Source organism: Alkalinema sp. FACHB-956 (assembly GCF_014697025.1).
Classification (GTDB): domain Bacteria; phylum Cyanobacteriota; class Cyanobacteriia; order Leptolyngbyales; family Leptolyngbyaceae; genus Alkalinema.
Genome location: NZ_JACJRC010000033.1, coordinates 1 through 16007, shown reverse-complemented (window position 1 = coordinate 16007; position 16007 = coordinate 1). Strand labels below are relative to the sequence as shown.

Annotated in this window: 14 protein-coding genes; 7 read left to right on the top strand and 7 right to left on the bottom strand. The window is 50.7% G+C overall.

Annotation, left to right across the window (positions count from 1 at the left end; translation table 11 throughout):
* Positions 1-65: 65 nt before the first annotated feature.
* The gene (locus H6G21_RS22290) at positions 66-587 is read right to left on the bottom strand and encodes a DUF937 domain-containing protein (protein ID WP_190576148.1); all 522 of its coding nucleotides are present in this window, start codon (positions 585-587) and stop codon (positions 66-68) included.
* 175 nt (positions 588-762) lie between these two features.
* On the opposite strand from H6G21_RS22290, the gene H6G21_RS22285 reads away from it, so the two are divergent.
* Positions 763-2352, top strand: coding sequence for a GTP-binding protein (locus tag H6G21_RS22285; protein ID WP_190576146.1), 1590 nt, complete (start codon positions 763-765; stop codon positions 2350-2352).
* Between the two features lie 125 nt (positions 2353-2477).
* On the opposite strand, the gene H6G21_RS22280 is transcribed toward H6G21_RS22285, so the two are convergent.
* Together H6G21_RS22280 and H6G21_RS22275 are read right to left on the bottom strand one after the other, a co-directional pair.
* Complete coding sequence (locus H6G21_RS22280; RefSeq protein WP_190576144.1) at positions 2478-2945, bottom strand: Uma2 family endonuclease; 468 nt, start codon at positions 2943-2945, stop codon at positions 2478-2480.
* A gap of 138 nt (positions 2946-3083) precedes the next feature.
* Complete coding sequence (locus H6G21_RS22275) at positions 3084-3221, bottom strand: hypothetical protein (RefSeq protein ID WP_190576142.1); 138 nt, start codon at positions 3219-3221, stop codon at positions 3084-3086.
* Positions 3222-3409: 188 nt separating this feature from the next.
* On the opposite strand from H6G21_RS22275, the gene H6G21_RS22270 reads away from it, so the two are divergent.
* The 5 genes from H6G21_RS22270 (at position 3410) to H6G21_RS22250 (ending at position 10132) form a co-directional block, all read left to right on the top strand.
* The gene (locus H6G21_RS22270) at positions 3410-4369 is read left to right on the top strand and encodes an ABC transporter ATP-binding protein (protein WP_190576141.1); all 960 of its coding nucleotides are present in this window, start codon (positions 3410-3412) and stop codon (positions 4367-4369) included.
* 723 nt (positions 4370-5092) lie between these two features.
* Positions 5093-5311: a hypothetical protein gene (locus H6G21_RS22265; protein WP_190576140.1), complete on the top strand. Its 219-nt coding sequence runs from the start codon at positions 5093-5095 to the stop codon at positions 5309-5311.
* Positions 5312-5758: 447 nt separating this feature from the next.
* Positions 5759-7780, top strand: a complete 2022-nt coding sequence (locus H6G21_RS22260; RefSeq protein WP_190576138.1) for a cation:proton antiporter — start codon at positions 5759-5761, stop codon at positions 7778-7780.
* A gap of 121 nt (positions 7781-7901) precedes the next feature.
* Positions 7902-8762 (top strand): hypothetical protein, encoded by an 861-nt coding sequence (locus tag H6G21_RS22255; RefSeq protein WP_190576136.1) that lies wholly within the window; start codon positions 7902-7904, stop codon positions 8760-8762.
* A 62-nt stretch (positions 8763-8824) separates the two neighbouring features.
* The gene (locus tag H6G21_RS22250; protein WP_190576134.1) at positions 8825-10132 is read left to right on the top strand and encodes an O-antigen ligase family protein; all 1308 of its coding nucleotides are present in this window, start codon (positions 8825-8827) and stop codon (positions 10130-10132) included.
* Positions 10133-10233: 101 nt separating this feature from the next.
* Here the strand turns inward: H6G21_RS22250 and H6G21_RS22245 are convergent, their stop codons facing one another.
* From H6G21_RS22245 to H6G21_RS22235, 3 genes are all read right to left on the bottom strand, one after another.
* Positions 10234-10701, bottom strand: a complete 468-nt coding sequence (locus tag H6G21_RS22245; protein ID WP_190576133.1) for a hypothetical protein — start codon at positions 10699-10701, stop codon at positions 10234-10236.
* Between the two features lie 11 nt (positions 10702-10712).
* Complete coding sequence (locus H6G21_RS22240) at positions 10713-12833, bottom strand: RICIN domain-containing protein (RefSeq protein WP_190576131.1); 2121 nt, start codon at positions 12831-12833, stop codon at positions 10713-10715.
* Between the two features lie 634 nt (positions 12834-13467).
* Positions 13468-13695 (bottom strand): hypothetical protein, encoded by a 228-nt coding sequence (locus H6G21_RS22235; RefSeq protein WP_190576129.1) that lies wholly within the window; start codon positions 13693-13695, stop codon positions 13468-13470.
* Positions 13696-14494: 799 nt separating this feature from the next.
* On the opposite strand from H6G21_RS22235, the gene H6G21_RS26380 reads away from it, so the two are divergent.
* Positions 14495-15754 carry an HNH endonuclease gene (locus H6G21_RS26380; RefSeq protein ID WP_190576127.1) on the top strand — a complete coding sequence of 420 codons (1260 nt, stop codon included), beginning with the start codon at positions 14495-14497 and terminating at the stop codon, positions 15752-15754.
* 15 nt (positions 15755-15769) lie between these two features.
* On the opposite strand, the gene H6G21_RS25530 is transcribed toward H6G21_RS26380, so the two are convergent.
* Positions 15770-16007: hypothetical protein (locus H6G21_RS25530; protein WP_206755619.1), on the bottom strand; the 238-nt coding region annotated here is incomplete at its 5' end.

Here is a 16007-nt window from a genome sequence, read left to right as displayed (position 1 = left end):
GATTCAGCCTGCTAGTTAAGCCGCCTGCTGAGTCCATGGTTCCTGCTGTCATAAAGTTGCTACCCCTAGTTCAGAAATTTTGCGGCTAGATTCATGGCATCTCCAATATCCACGTCACCATCTTGATTGGAGTCTAGAAACAGACTGAGAAGGGGGTTATTTCCCGTGGCCATGCCTTGGGTACTTGCTCCAGTTTGCAGGACATTGAGGACAACCGGTACCAGGGTGGGCAGAATGCCTTGGATGAGGTTGGGATCCAATCCGGTGCGATCGCCAATGGCCGTGGCAATCTGTTGTTGCATGGCTGGTGAGAATAGCGTGGAGAGAGCTTGGGGATCCGCAGAAGTTCCGCTTAACTGATTGACTGTGGCCTGTACCGCATCCGAGCCTTGGGTGGCTTGCTGGTCTTGGAGTGCCGATCGCACGTAGCCGCCCACCATGGACATGACCATTTGGCTAGTCTGTTGATCCATCCCGGTTTGTCCTGCCAGTTGTTGCACTGTGCCGAGAATGGAGCCTAGCTGGTCAGGGGAGCCTTGCTGATTGGGATTTTCGATCGCACCCAAAATTTGGTCAAATAAACTCATAAACTGCTCAAAATGAATTGCTAGAGAGAATTCCCTCTGGATTGTATCGACTGTTGTTGGAAAGAGCAGACGTTTGATCGTTAACATTTAAGGATCGCTGGTCAAGATGACAGGACGATCATTCTGTCTTGTGGTTGTGACACAGCCCAAATTATTCGCAAGCCCCTGCTAACCCATGCCTTTGCCCCGTTTACTTGCGCTTACCATTGGCACGATCGTCATTCTTAGCATGATGATTTGGCTGGTGGCTTCGCTGAACCAATTAGCTACTCAACTGGCCTTTTCTCCGGTATTGGCGACCGTGCTGTTGGGGTTGCTGATCCTGTTGCTGGGGGTGTTAATTGGGACGTTTGTCTATTACCTGCTGATTGTGCCGCAGCGTCAAACCGCTCGACGATCGGCTAAACGCATTCCGCCCAAGGTGCCAACGGACAAAGCGGAAGCTGCCCTGGAAAATATCAAAGCCATCCAACAACAACTGGATCAAATTCAAGACGAAATTACCAAGCGGGAATTGCTGGAGCGATCGCGGGAAATTGAGCGCAACCTGGCTCGGGGCGCACTCATGGTGGTGGTGTTTGGGACGGGATCGGCGGGTAAAACCTCTTTGATTAATGCGCTGATTGGCCGGATGGTGGGGCAAGTGGGCGCAACCATGGGCACGACGGAAGTGGGAGAGACTTACCGTCTAGCGTTGAAGGGGGTGGAACGGGAAATCCTGATTATGGATACGCCGGGAATCTTGGAGGCGGGAATTGCGGGAACGGAACGGGAAGCGCTGGCGAAAAAACTGGCAACGGAAGCTGATCTATTGCTGTTTGTCGTAGATAACGATCTGCGCCAGTCGGAATACGAACCCTTGCAAATGCTGGCCGCCATGGGTAAGCGATCGATCCTGATTTTCAACAAATCTGATCTTTACACGGCAGAAAATCAACGGCTGATTCTAGATCAATTGAAAGAGCGGGTGCGCGGGACGATCGCGGGGACGGATGTGATTGCGGTGTCGGCCAATCCGCCGGAAGTTTTGATGGATACGGGAGAACGGGTGCGACCGGATCCGGATGTGATGCCACTGATTCGCCATATGGCGGCGGTGCTGCGGGCGGAGGGGGATGACCTGCTGGCGGATAATATTTTGCTCCAGTCGCAACGGTTGGGGGCGGATGCGCGACGGCTCCTGGATGCCCAGCGGCGCAGTCAGGCGGAAAAAATTGTCGATCGCTTCCAATGGATTGGCGCAGGGGTGATTGCGGTGACGCCGGTTCCGGTGGTGGATTTGCTGGCGACGGCGGCGGTGAATGCCCAAATGGTTGTGGAAATTGGCAAGGTTTACGGCTGCGAAATTAACCGCGATCGCAGTCGGGAGTTGGCGCTGTCCCTGGGAAAAACGTTGGTTAGTTTAGGAATTGTCAAAGGGGCGATTACGCTGATTGCGACGGTGTTGCAGGTGAGCGTGGCTGGCTTGATTATTGGGCGGGCGGTGCAGGGGATTAGTGCGGCCTATCTGACGCGCATTGCGGGGCGGAGTTTTATTGAATATTTCCGGCAGGATCAGGATTGGGGCGATGGGGGCATGGCGGAAGTGGTGCAACGGCAGTTTGAACTGAATCGCCGCGATGAGTTTGTCCGGGAGTTTGTCAAAGACGCGATCGATCGGGTGGTGCGTCCGTTGAAGCTGGAGGCGGAACTGGAAGACTCGCCGATTCTCCAAGAAGAACTGCCTGCGGACTCCCCTGAGGATCGGGATGAATGGCAGCGTTAACGTTAGTTCGATGAATTTGTGGTATTGCGCGATCGTCGGGGCTGCTGCGCAGCAAAGATCTGTCGAACTCCCATGGGGTTAATCTACAATCAGGGACTGCTGAAAAGCTTGGTATTCTGACGAGTTCAAACCAAGTTGTAAGACCGACCAAGTTGTAAGACCGAAACGACCCTCGCGAGATTTCCTGATAATAAATCGGTTTCTGCTAACCACAGTCCTGGAAAAATTTGGCTTCTGAGAATGCTGTCTGCATCGGCCAATAGCGGCACATAATCGCCATTGCTCAACACAAACCAATCCAAAGCCTGATCTAAAACCCGCCAAACCAGATATTCCTGCACGCCATTCCGGCAATACACTTGTTTTTTGCTGTGGAGGTCGTAGGAGGCACTACTCGCTGCAATTTCCACAACGAGTTCTGGCGCACCTTCCACATAATCATACTCATGGTCATCCTCCGTAATGCCTTCAATTAACTCTGCTTTGCAGTGTTGGGCCATGGCCTGATAGCGCTGCTCAAACTCACTGCGAGATAAATGATCACCATTTTCCAGAGGGGGAGTGGTGAGTGATGGCTGAGAGACGGTCACCATAGACTGACTCCAGAAGGGCTACGGAAGGAATGCCGTTGAGAGGTACTGCGGTTGGGAAGGAATGCTGTCGGGAAAGAATGCCGTTGCGGGGGCTAATAGCCTGAAAAGGGCTGGGCTATTGCCCTCGGTGGCTGGAATTTACTGGCCGAATAAAAATCCGATCGGGGCGGGTACCATTTCGCGGGCGTCTAGGAACTGCACCACGACGAGGTAAATAAAACCGAGGATTAAGGAAATGACTCCTGTCAAAATAGCGGTTAGCTTAGGGCGTTCCATTGCGATCGGGGTCGGGATTGAAGAAAGGTCTACATGGCTTAGTGTAGCGCGGAGGGCTATCTTCGAGTAGCATGGCATATTTGAGTGGCGTTACGTTTGACGTGGCGTTACGTTCAAGCAACTCTGGGTCACCTTTTTCGAGTAGCATTTTTCGAGTAGCATTCCATAAGTGCATTGCCTAGGAAGCCATGACTGATTCCGCTGTAAGAGCTGTTGAGGAACCTTCGATCGTCATCCAAACCCAAAATCTCTGCAAAACCTATCGGGCGGGATTTTGGCTAGTGCAGCGGGTGCGATCGCTTCAGCATGTGGATTTAACGGTGTACCAGGGGGAGACCTTTGGGCTGCTGGGGCAAAATGGCGCGGGTAAGACGACGCTGCTGAAGACGTTGTTGGGGATTGTGCGGCCTAGCAAGGGGAGTGCGATGTTGCTGGGTCAGCCGATCGGCGATCGGCGGATTAAACAAAGGGTGGGTTATCTGCCGGAGAATCCTTACTTTTACGATTACCTTACGGGGTGGGAAATTCTGCAATTTACGGCGGGGCTGTTTCAGCTTTCTGGCTCTGTGCAGAAAAAGCGGATTCCAGAACTGTTGGATTTGGTGGGGCTGTCCCAGAAAGATGCGAAGAAGAAGCAACTGCGGCGTTATTCCAAGGGGATGTTGCAGCGAATTGGGTTGGCGCAGGCGTTGATCAATAATCCTGATTTGGTGTTTTTGGATGAGCCGATGTCGGGGTTAGATCCGCTGGGTCGCTACCAGATCCGCGAGATTATTGTTTCTTTGAAGCGGGAAGGTAAGACGATTTTCTTTAATAGCCATGTGCTGTCGGATGTGGAAAAGATTTGCGATCGGGTGGGGATTCTCGATCGGGGTGAATTAATCTGCGAAGGTTCGATGCAGGAGTTGTTGGGGGAAGCGAAGCGGTATTTGGTGAAGGTGAAGGGGGGAAACCCGGAAATTTTGCAGCAACGGTTGGCGGGTTTGCATTTTCAGGATGGGTTTTGGGTGGGTTATCTCAAGGGTGATCCGCAGGACTTTATTGCGAGTCTGCGGTTAATCCAAGCGCAATTGGTGTCGATCGCGCTGGCACGGCCTAGTTTAGAAGAGTTTTTTGTTAAGCAGGTGGAAGAACGGGGGATTTCTTAAGTAATGTCTAGCCTGTTGTAAAAACTGTTCTTATTTTGGTTGTATTGAGTGGTTTGAAATTGTTTTTAGTAAGAAGTGTTCAGCGTTTCTTGGGATTTTTTGAATAGATTGTAGTTAGTTTAATTTCTAAAGTAGTTTGTAATCCTTTTTAGTGTTTTAACGCTTTTTTTAGTGATTTAGATCAATTGACTCAGCGTTTCTAAGATTGCCAATCTATTGAGGTTCAATCTTTACGATCGATCGTAATTTTGGATTCCTCGATGGGTGTTTTTTGCAAGGCTGAGGGGGCTACCGGATTTTCTGGAGTACTGCGCTAAAATTCTGCATCAACAAAAAATACAAATTAAGCAGTTTTGTAAAGTGGGATTGACAGGGTGCTCCTTTCTCCGTAGTGTATTCTGTCATAGCGATCGCCATGGACATCCTTCTTTCGTGAGATGGGTTGGTATGAAGCATGGAGTCGCTTGGATCCTAAAAATTTAGGGCACTACTCGGGATTGGTAGGACAACCCCAAGTAGCTATTCCCCCTCGCTGAGTGCACAGCAAGGAGGCTTGATGAGGATTTTAGCATCTGACCGAGCCACTCTTGTTTGTGATGTCAAACGGGGTGGCTCTAAATTTTTGGGCTTCTTTAGACCCTCATCCCCGGCCCTTCTCACCAGTGAAAAGGGTGTCATTTGCGGTAGGGATGGGATTCACTTCAACAAGGAGAAGCTCACATTATGGCGAAAGGTTCTAGCGATCGGAGCGATCGTGAAGTTCAACATGAGAAACAACGCTTGCAGATTCACTTAATCGGTCATCAAGAATTCATTCAAGACACGATTAATCAATTGCATAGCCATCGGATTGCAGACAGGATTCACTGGAGTCAGCCGATGCCGATCGTGCATTCGGACGGACAATACATCAGCATCCTCAGCCGAGAACGCCAGCGTTAATAGTTGCAGTATAGGCATTCCGATTGAGTCATGAATGTCAGCGTTAACAGTTGAAGTCTAGGTATCCCGCAGGTTGTATAGGTCGTTTCGCAGTCTGTGGGTACCCCCCCCCCTAACGAGGAATATGGGCGCAAAGCATGGTTGTCATCCTAATGGTGAAACGACTAACAACTTAAGAAGATCTCCCATGGATTCTATAACTCAATCACAATAGAAATACATTGGAGAATCAATAAAATGACAAAATAAACAATGGAAAATAGAAATAAAATTCAACATTCAGATCCTGGCTTATAGATTCGCTAGATCGTTAAAGCGATTGTGGTATTGTTCTCGAAATGGACGGGGACACGGTAGTAAGATGACGCTGCATCAGGGGGCATGGTGTGAGGCAACACAGTGTAAGGTGACTCTATTGGGCTTCGATCGGATGGGGTGGATGACAGTATGGCGAATCAACTAGACCTGATTGGAGAAATGGTGGTTGTCCTAGGGGCTGCGACCCTTGGAGGGGCCATCACCCATCGCCTACGTCAACCGGTCTTACTGGGGTATTTAATCAGTGGAATTGTGGTAGGGCCGGCGGGACTCCAGTGGGTGGGCCAATCGGGCGATATTCAGGTGCTTGCTGAGATTGGGGTGGCTCTGTTGCTGTTTGCGCTGGGGGTGGAGTTCTCCCTGCGGGATTTGCTGCGGATGCGGACGATCGCCCTCGGGGGTGGGAGTCTGCAAATTTTCGGCACCATTCTCTTGGGCGGTGGCTTAGCCTATCTCACGGGTTGGGTGGAGAGCATCCCGCAGGCCCTATTTCTGGGTGCAGTGCTTTCCCTCTCGTCCACCGCTGTGGTGCTCAAAAGTTTGATCGAACGTAACGAAATTCAAACAAGTTTCGGTCAAATTATGTTAGCCATTTTGATTGTGCAGGATTTAAGTTTGGGCATTATGCTGGCCATTTTGCCCACCCTGAGCTACCCCCAACAAACCATTGGTATCTCGATCGCTGCGGCCATTCTCAAAGTCCTCCTCTTCCTGACGGTCTCCGCGATCGTGGGTAAATGGAGCCTGCCTCCCATAATCCAGAAAATTGTGCGCACGGGATCCTCAGAACTGTTTCTCTTGAGCTTGTTGGTGTTATGTCTTGGGATCGCCAACCTGACCCATACCCTGGGGTTGGGAACTGCGATGGGTGCGTTTGTCGCAGGTTTGATGATTTCCAATATCGAATATGCCGATCATGCCCTCGATCGGGTCTTGCCGATGCGGGATGTCTTTGCCACCCTCTTTTTTGCCTCCATTGGCTTGTTGATTGATCCCAGGTTTCTGCTTGCCCATGCCGTCACCCTGTTGGGATTGGTTACCGTCGTCATGCTAGGCAAAGCCGCGATCGTCATTGCCATCATTGTTGGCTTTCGGTATTCCCTGAAAACGGCCATCACCGTGGGCTTTGGGATTAACCAAATTGGAGAGTTTTCCTTTGTCCTAGCCGGGGTTGCCAAAAGTCAGGGCCTGTTTTCCGAAGACCTGTATGGCTTAACCGTGGGAACCACAGCGGTGACTTTGTTGATGGCTCCCTTTATGTTGAAAATAGCGCCGATCGGGTTGCGTTATTTAGAGCAATCCCCTTGGTTCAATGCCCTGACCGTGCAGCCTGAACCCCAAATCGTGGGTGCTGCGGCAGACCTGAAGGATCACATTGTGGTGGCTGGCTATGGCAGGGTTGGCCAAACGCTGGTGCGGATGCTGTACTTCCAAGGCCATGCTTTGTTAGTGATTGACAACAATGAGTCTGCGCTGGGCAGCCTCCGCCAGCAAGGGATCCCCTATCTGTTTGGGGATGCGTCCAGTCCGTTAATTCTGGAAAAAGCCCACCTCCCCCAGGCCAAATCCATGGCGATTACCCTGCCCGATCCGATCGCGACTCGGTTGACGATCGCTCGGGCTTTAAGCCTGGTGCCGGATTTGGATGTTACAGTACGAGCCCACATTAACGAAGAAATCGAATCCTTCTATCAACTGGGGGCGAATGAAGTCGTCCAACCTGAATTTGAAGCCGCGTTGGAAATGGGAGCCCATATGCTGCTCAAATTGGGCACCACTCCCCAAGCGGTTCAGCAGACCGTCAATCGCTATCGCAACGGTCGGTATCGGGACATTCTGCCTGCACGGGCAGATTATTGGGGCTGGACTGACTTAGAGACGATGGTTTCGGGGTTGAACCACCAATGGTATACCCTGAGTGACAACTGCTCGATCGTGGGTCAAACCCTAGCCCAGAGCAATATTCGCCGCCATACAGGAGCTACAATCATGGCCATCGATCGCCAGAATCAAGTCCTCCGCTACCCCACCGGAGAAACTTGCCTGCAAGTGGGCGATCGGCTGTTGGTTGTGGGCACCCGTGAAACGCTCCAGGGCTTTGAGCGGACGGTTCTCGCCCCGATGCAGCCGCCCCAGTCCCCGGAGTCCTGACTGGCTGGCCCGCCCACTCTGGAGGGGCTGTGACGGGTTGCAGTTGCAGCCTCCTTACCGCAGCGAAAACAACCTTCGCTAGAATAATGCTCAGCGTTCCATCCGTGGGAGGAGTAGACCAGTGGACGAGCTACGGGCGGCTTTGGAGTTGGCAACTGAGGAAGAACTGTGCGAACTAACTGAAATCTTGTTTCGTCCCAAGTTTAATCCGATCGACTACCTGAACAAAACGGATCCATTAGATATTCAAGCCCTCGATCGGGAGGATTGGATGGATGAGTTGGAAAATCGGTTTCGGTTTTTAGCGGCAGATGGCATGACGGTTCTCCAGCGCAAAACCCACCATGTCAGTTATCGTCAAGCCTTACTGCAAGTCTGCCGTTACCTGCGTCTGCCCTACCAAGCTGCCATGACCACCATGGAACTGGAAGCCGAGATTTTTCTGCACTTGCTCAACCGTGCTTGGAAGAAGCTCCCCGAGGCGGAACAGGTGAGCTTGAGCAAGCGGGTACAGCGATCGCTCTCCCACACGAGTTTACTCGATCGCTTACCCCAAGCGCTCCAAAAGGATCCCATGAGTTTGGTGATCAAAGGGGGCAGTGCGATCGCCCTCAGTTCCGTGGTTAAGCCCTTGTTGCTGCAACTGATTGCCCGTCAGTTTGCCCTCCATGTTGCCCGCTACCAAGTAGCCAATTCCACACTGGCCGCCGGGGGCTTAGCGACCGTTTCCCACTTGCAGACCCAGGTGACGATGCGAATGGCCCAGTACGGCATGGCCATGAATGCCGCCCGCTACGGTACCGTGAGAACGGCTTTTTCGTTCCTGGGGCCTGCGATGTGGGCTTGGTTTTTGGCAGATCTGGGCTGGCGCAGCATTTCTACGAACTATGCCCGCATTATTCCGACCATTTTTACCTTGGCTCAAATTCGCCTGACGCGGGGTAACGATGACGGGGGGATGGTGATGGCCTACAGTTCATAATTCCGCCTGCACCTCATGCAGCCATCTATTAAACCGAACCGCCTGCGCCCTAAAATGGTGCAATGCTTTTTCAACCCCATCCCGATCCTAATCTTCGTCGCCACTGGTACGTTACACAGCTTGGCTTGGTTCTGCTACCGTTTAGCACCCTGCTGGGGGGCGTCACGCTCCTGATTAATTCCTTTGTCCTTTGGGCAAGGTACGCCAACCAATTGGTGCAGAATTTGGTCAACCAAGTCCTGCTGATGCTGGGTGTTTGGATGATCATTATTGCCCTGTTTGCCCAGTACAAGGGCTATTCGTTACCAGGGTTGTTTAACTTTCTCCCCTTTTTCATCGTTTTTGTTGCCCATAGTCGGTTGATTGAATTTCCGGGACAACTGCGGCGCATGGCTTGGTTGATGGTCTTGCCCTCGATCGCGATCGCGGTCGTTGGGTTAGGACAACTGTTTTGGGATTGGCATTTCCATCTTAAGTTGCTGACCGTAGAAAATCCCAATGGAGCGGATTCCGATGGGGTTATTCTGGATTGGCTGGTGCATCAAGGGGGTCGCCCGGAAGGCCGCATGTCGTCGTTGTTCTACTACGCGACGGTGCTGGCGAGCTATTTTGTCATGACGTTTACGTTGTCCCTGGGGTTGTGGGTGGAGACCCTCTTTACCCGGCGCGATCGGGGTTGGCAACGTTGGCTATCTATTCTCGGATTAGGCGCGATCGTAGCCCTAGACGGCGTAGCGCTGTTTTTAACCAATTCTCGCAACGCCTGGGGAATTGCCTTGGCAGCCTGTGTGTTGTATGCCGTTTACGTGGGCTGGCGTTGGGTCTTGGGGGTCGCAACTTGGGTGGTGGTGGCGGTGTTGGAAGCGGCCTATGCGCCACCGCCGTTAAGGGATTGGTTTCGGGCGATCGTGCCTCGGATGATCTGGGCCAGAATTAATGATGAGTTGTTCCTCGATCGACCGATCGCGTCACTACGAACAACCCAATGGAAGTTTGCTTGGTCGATGATTCAGCAGCGGCCTTTAACAGGGTGGGGATTGCGCAACTTTACGCCCATGTACGAAGCGGCAATGAACTACTACATTGGTCATCCCCATAATTTACCGTTAATGCTAGCGGCAGAGATGGGAATTCCTGCAACGTTAGTTTTTTATTCCCTGATTGGCTGGGTGATGTTTAAGGGGGTGATGTGGGTAAGGGAATCACAACATTCTTGGAATGATCATTATGCGATGTTTTCCATTGTATTAACGTTCGCAGCCTGTAGTGTGTTTAGTTTATTTGATGTGCCGATTTTTGATGCGCGGATTAACCTGATGGGCTGGCTGCTACTGGCTGGCATCTGGGGGGTTGTGTTGCGCAAGAAGTAGGACTTGCAGTTCGAAAAATGGGTCGGTCGCGTGTGAGTGGTCTGCACGCTGCACCGACCGTTCAGTGACCTAGACCGTGCACTAGCAAGCGGCTGCAAGATCTATCGGCGTGGTTGCCATTCAGTTGCGCTGGCAGCGGCGATCGGGGCCGGATCCCCACTATTGGAAAGATACAAAACCCCTGGATCGTTGGCAGGGGTAATTTGCATAGCTGGGTTCGTCAATCTATGGGTCATGGCAGCATTACTGTTGCCGGGAACGGCTCCAGACGGCATGACGCCGTTATCCGTTTCTCGACAAATCTTGCGTAAATCCACAACCGTTCCGTCTGGCTTGCGATAGAAACAGGGAGAATCCTCCCCACGATTCTGAGCAATCTGACTAACTTGTTCTTGAGCAAGGGTTTCAGCGGGTGCAGACGGTGCGGGTGCGGCTACCTGGGTGTTCGGGAACATCATTGCGCGATCGGACTCGGTACTGTAACTCGGAGTCGGTTGCCACAGATGGACAAACAGCACAATGAGTAGAGAAATGATGGCTAATCCGATCAGGGATATCTGTTTTTTCATCACCGGGCCTCCTAGCCTACACGAATGATTTTGGATACACTGGGCACACCCCGACTATTCAAGGCAAATAACATGTAGTAACCGGGAGGCGTCACGTTAGCATTCGAATTCAAGTTTAAGGTGTAATTGCCCCCACTGCCTGTAAAGCTGACTCGCTTAAAGCGCTGATCGGTATTAATGCTGTGGGTGACGGACGACGATCGAACCAGGGTGAACTCCGTGACATCGCTACTGGCCTGAACCGTAAAATTTTGGCTGTAACCCACGGCTGCTGGTGCACTGGTAATCGTGGGACGGCTGCCATTAAATAAATAGGGTGGACTATAAATTTCAGCATCCGCATGATTGACGCTACAACTCCCGCATAATCCGCCACCGCCAGCTAACACGCGCCCATCGGGTAGCAGTAACGCAACGGAGTGATAGGTGCGGGGTGTCGCCATACTGGCCATGGTTGACCAACTATTGGTGCTGGGATTGAACATTTCTGCGGCGAGGATTGCACCATTGTCACTAAAGGCTTTGCCGTTATTCAGCCCACCGACCATCAAGACCTTCCCATCGGGGAGTACAACACCGTTGCCATAGGCGCGGGGATAACGCATGGAGGGGACTTGTTGAACCGTGGCTTGATTGTTATTGATATCGATCGTGTAAGCAGCACTGCTCGAGGCAGTCGTCTCAGAGTTTGCGCCGTCGTAATTGGGATTGCCCCCAGCGGATAGGACTTTCCCTACGTCGTACATGACATAGACGCCGTTTTGGTTAAAGATATCGTTGCCCCGCTGGCCAGCAGCTTGGTAAGACCCACTGCCACCCAGATCCAGCCACTGCAGGTTGGGGGTAGGGCCAGCCCCAAACAGTTTGCCATTGGGCGCTACGATCAGGTGGGGATGTTCTTCGGCGCGGTTGAGCGGATTCCCACTGTAAAAGGGAGTCATGATCGCACCGGTCAGCGTCCGCCAACCCTGAGTGAGATTCCAAATTTCACCTCGCCCGTCTAGGCCAGAGGTGCGGTTGCCACCTAACGTGAAGACTTCGCCGTTGGGTAGGGTGACGGAGGTGTTGTACCAACGCCGCTGGGCCATATCTGCCGATCGATTCCACTGATTGGTTTGCCCGTCAAAAATACTGGTGGTTGTGACCGTGGGGCCGCCTCCATTCACCAATAACCGACCATCTCCCAACAGGGCAGTCCCAGGACAGAACATGTCGTGGTTGGTGTTGGTCACCAGGTTTTCCTGGACTTGGTTGGTCTGGGGATCAAAGATGGCTGTATAGGTTTGCTGCGGGCCTTGATTGCCAACGAACGTATTGCGGTCAAAGGAAGACCAAGTGACCACTTTGCCATTGGGGAGCAGGGCTGCCGCGACGGGAATCGAGGGGAAGGCAATGCGGCTACTCCATTGTCCTTGGGTGGCGGGACTGGGAACTGCGGGGATCGCTGCAACGGGGGTGAGTTGCCATTGTTGATTGGTTCCCGTGTGAGCTTGCCATTGAATCAGTTGAACCCCGTTGTTTTGGCTGGCACCGGGGACATCGATCGCCTTTTGGCTATGTTTGGCAAGGATGCGATAGTAGCCATCTCCGGTCGGTTGAAAACACCAGCGCTGACTGTCACTGTTGGTGTTTTGCCATTGAATTAATTTCGCCCCATTATCGCGGCTCGCTCCGGTCACATCGGCACTTTTTTGGCTGTGGCGAGCGTTGATGGTGTAGTAGCCATCGGTTAGGCGCTTCAATTGCCATTGTTGGTTGGCACCGCCTTGGTAGGGCCATTGGATCAGTGCTGCACCATTACTGGTCTGCCCCCCATAGACATCGATCGCCTTACCGCTATGGCGTGGGGTGATGCGATAGTAGGCACTGGTGTCGAGATTAGCGCAGATGTTTGCTTGGGCGAGTTGGACAGGCGCTGGTTCACGTAGGGTGAGGGGAGTTTCAGCGGGTGTGCTGTTGAGTGATGGAGCTGCTATAGGCGTCAGCAATTGATCCTTGGCAAGAGCTGTGGCAAGAGCTGTGGGTGCAAATAGGCTCAAACAGAACCACATCAAAAGGCTGAGGAGAATTCCAGGATAAGTTAATACCGCGACTAGTCGATGACGTAGCCATTTCAATCCGCTTTGCAACATAGTTAACCCTGAACAAACAATTCTGAACAAACAATTGAGTGCCCCCTAAAGAACCTCACCCGTCTTGGAAATCAAGTTTGACAGCCGTTAAATCTCCAATAAAAAATCACAGGCAACCCATCAAACCCCTCAAAAACGCGATCGCATGCCACTGGAATCACAATTTTTAGGGATTCAATTGTTAGGTGCCCTAAATTCGACGGCGCAGAATGTTGATTAGTCAGGCTGGATGAGGCGTCTCCTCAAAAACTTTGGGATTATCATTGGGATTGTCATAATGTGATAGAGGCTAATCACATATGCATAGAAATCTAAATTTCTATGATTTACTGTCGATAATAAAAATTGGCCAACCAGGTTTGCATCCTGCTGAAGAAATACTTGTTTGTAGCGTCAAGAAAACGATACAAGTGTTGATGCTATTAGGTAACAAGCGGTTATACCTGCTTAATGAATTCTTAAGCAAAATAGTCTGATTCAGGTTGTCACAATCATTGCCGTTGACATTCTATTCTGCATAGACAATTGATTGTTTTTTCATCAAAACCGGAATTGTCTTCAGTATTTGCAGTCAACAAATCACTGATTCTGAATCCCGGTTTTGCCTCTCCTTAGGACAACTCGTCGATCGCCGCTACTCCAACGTCCGATCGCGTTCCATCATGCTGATGTATTTCCAATCGGAACCAAGGACGGGAATGGGTGGACTCCAACGAATCCGTTCACAAAACCGCACGACTTGCAGTTGGTTGATCGTGGATTGGATTTCTTCGCGGGTGCCGAGGAGGTAAATTTGGAAGGGTCTGCGGGAATCGTCGATCGAATTCTCTGGGCGATCGCTGCCGCCGAAGCCAGTAAACATGGGATTTCTCCTGATTGTAGAGACGGGAAGAAACCCCAAAAATTAAAGCCACCCTTTTGCGCAGGACAAGTAGGGTGGCCCGATCGAATGTTACAATCCGTGTCAGACCGCCTAGCTGCCTAGATCAGCTTGGGGGTTTAGCTGCCCTCTGTTGTTACCAGCAACGTTGGGTAGCGCCTTAATTTTCGGGAGCTTAAGCTGATTTCAATCGGGGTGTTTAACACGGTTGTACTCAGCTATGAGAAACAAGCCTACGGACAAACGAAGGTTCTGTCAACCGTATTTCAAAATTTTGCAATCCCGTAATATTTGGCAATGTCGTAGGGCGATCGGCAAAATTATAACGGTAGCTAAAATCGTTAGGACAAGCATATTTGTGATTACCAATCGTTCGATCTATTGAGTCGTGAACGGCTGCGTTAACGGTAACGATGAAGCTGAGGTGACCTACAAGTTTATTCATCTGGCAGACTGTAGGTACCTCACGGGGTGTTGCAAAAGCGATCGGCTCGTTGGCCCAGAATCCCATCCGCGAAAGCAGCGATCGGGGTTGTTGAGAGCGATCGGGTATTTTCTCACTCATCTGTGTGATGCAACGTTCGATCTGCTTTTCAGGTTGTTCCGTCGGCAGTCGTTTTCCGGCAAAAAATCTAGAAAAAGTTCATGATTAGCCCCACCTAACCGATCGTCGCACCTGACTGGCAATGCTAAACTGGTTTCAGCAAAATCAACCCACAGCAGGTGAACTTTGCGTTAGGTTGCTTAAAATATCGGTGAGGACATAGCGAGAGGTTGTCCGGTGGTGCTTGATGTTCAAGAGTGCGAACAAATCATCTCAGAAATTGAATATGAGAAGGATATTCGCAAGTATCCAGATAATCTCCGTAGAGGACAATTTAAATCAGGTTGGGAAGATGCAGTTATTCGCCAACAGGTTTATTCACCAATCACTCTTCAAAGACTAACTTGGCGTAACTTGGGCTATCGGACAGGAGTACGTTTTGGTGAGAGGTCAGTAGATGAGATCAATCAGATTTTTGAACTGTTTGCCCGACATTACAAAAGCGTAAGGGGCATTGACCCTTTGTCTTGGCAAAGTGACATAGAGCAATGGGTCGCAAAACATCGAAAACTACCTAACACCCTAAGTAGGGATTTAGTAAGATTTTTTGATCTGGTTTTTGAACATACGCAACATCCAGACGAAGCGTGGTTTGGAGTTCATGAACAAACAGTGAGCTTAGTGGTGGGTGGCATATTTTTGGCTGCAATCAATCTGTCTAATCCTGATTATGGTATTTGGGTGCTTTTAGACCAAAACCCAGTAGTCATTCCTAAAGTTGATTATAAGCCCGTTAAATCCACGCAAAAGTATGATCCTCTTACTTGGGCACATCTAGATGATGTTACAGATGTTAGTGTCTTGCTTGAAAGTTCTGAATTTTGGTTGTCTTACTCAAACGCATCCACCAAAATTCTAAATTCACCAATTTCCCGTACTCGTAGTGTAGAGTTTCAGCAAGGCAGACATAAACGTCGTCTAAACGAGTTTTGGAGTAATCGGCTTGAGAACCAGGATGACCTAGCGGAGTTGCAAGACGAGCGACAAAGAATTGAAGCAGAAGGATACTTTAATGTTGAGAATCTAGAGGATGCAAGAAGAAGAGTCACAGCTTCTATTGTGCAACGGCAAGGGCAATCTGAGTTTCGTCGTAAGCTACTTACTGCTTATGCTGGTCGGTGCGCTATTTCTGGCTGTGATGCAGAACCAGCAATAGAAGCGGCGCATATCTTTCCCTATCAAGGTACTCAAACTAATCACATCACAAATGGGTTGCCACTAAGAGCGGATATACACACTTTATTTGATCTATATTTACTATCGGTTCAGCCAGATACTTATGAAATAATAGTTGCCCCAGAACTTATTGAAACCTGTTATCAGGAATTTTTGGGCAAGAAGCTCATTTTGCCAAAGGATACGTTTTCATTACCTAGTAGCGAGGCACTCAGAAAGCATTATGAAAACTTCTTGCAGAAGCATAGTCGGGGAGAGTAGCCGCAACCTAACACGTCACGGCAGTGGACGGGCGAAAGCCGCTGGTACAGAGTTCGAGGTTGCTAGCCGCCGCTGCGTTTTGCCGTTATGCTGACTGCTCAGAGAGAAAAAAGCGCTTCCATTCTCTATAGCTAAAGCCAGCGACCTTAGGACGTAGACTAGAAGGGAAGTGAGTAATTCCCCCTGCTGACCATGGCCCGCCCCTACAGTGAAGATTTTCGACGCAGAGTCATCGAAGCGATCGAATTGGACG

Excerpts from the sequence above, each read along its gene's own strand:
- H6G21_RS22265 (WP_190576140.1), top strand. The coding sequence starts at position 5,093 with ATGGCGAAAGGTTCTAGCGATCGGAGCGATCGTGAAGTTCAACATGAG.
- H6G21_RS22245 (WP_190576133.1), bottom strand. The coding sequence starts at position 10,701 with ATGAAAAAACAGATATCCCTGATCGGATTAGCCATCATTTCTCTACTC.
- H6G21_RS22280 (WP_190576144.1), bottom strand. The coding sequence starts at position 2,945 with ATGGTGACCGTCTCTCAGCCATCACTCACCACTCCCCCTCTGGAAAAT.
- H6G21_RS22290 (WP_190576148.1), bottom strand. The coding sequence starts at position 587 with ATGAGTTTATTTGACCAAATTTTGGGTGCGATCGAAAATCCCAATCAG.
- H6G21_RS22275 (WP_190576142.1), bottom strand. The coding sequence starts at position 3,221 with ATGGAACGCCCTAAGCTAACCGCTATTTTGACAGGAGTCATTTCCTTA.
- H6G21_RS22250 (WP_190576134.1), top strand. The coding sequence starts at position 8,825 with ATGCTTTTTCAACCCCATCCCGATCCTAATCTTCGTCGCCACTGGTAC.
- H6G21_RS22240 (WP_190576131.1), bottom strand. The coding sequence starts at position 12,833 with ATGTTGCAAAGCGGATTGAAATGGCTACGTCATCGACTAGTCGCGGTA.
- H6G21_RS22235 (WP_190576129.1), bottom strand. The coding sequence starts at position 13,695 with ATGTTTACTGGCTTCGGCGGCAGCGATCGCCCAGAGAATTCGATCGAC.
- H6G21_RS22260 (WP_190576138.1), top strand. The coding sequence starts at position 5,759 with ATGGCGAATCAACTAGACCTGATTGGAGAAATGGTGGTTGTCCTAGGG.
- H6G21_RS22270 (WP_190576141.1), top strand. The coding sequence starts at position 3,410 with ATGACTGATTCCGCTGTAAGAGCTGTTGAGGAACCTTCGATCGTCATC.
- H6G21_RS22285 (WP_190576146.1), top strand. The coding sequence starts at position 763 with ATGCCTTTGCCCCGTTTACTTGCGCTTACCATTGGCACGATCGTCATT.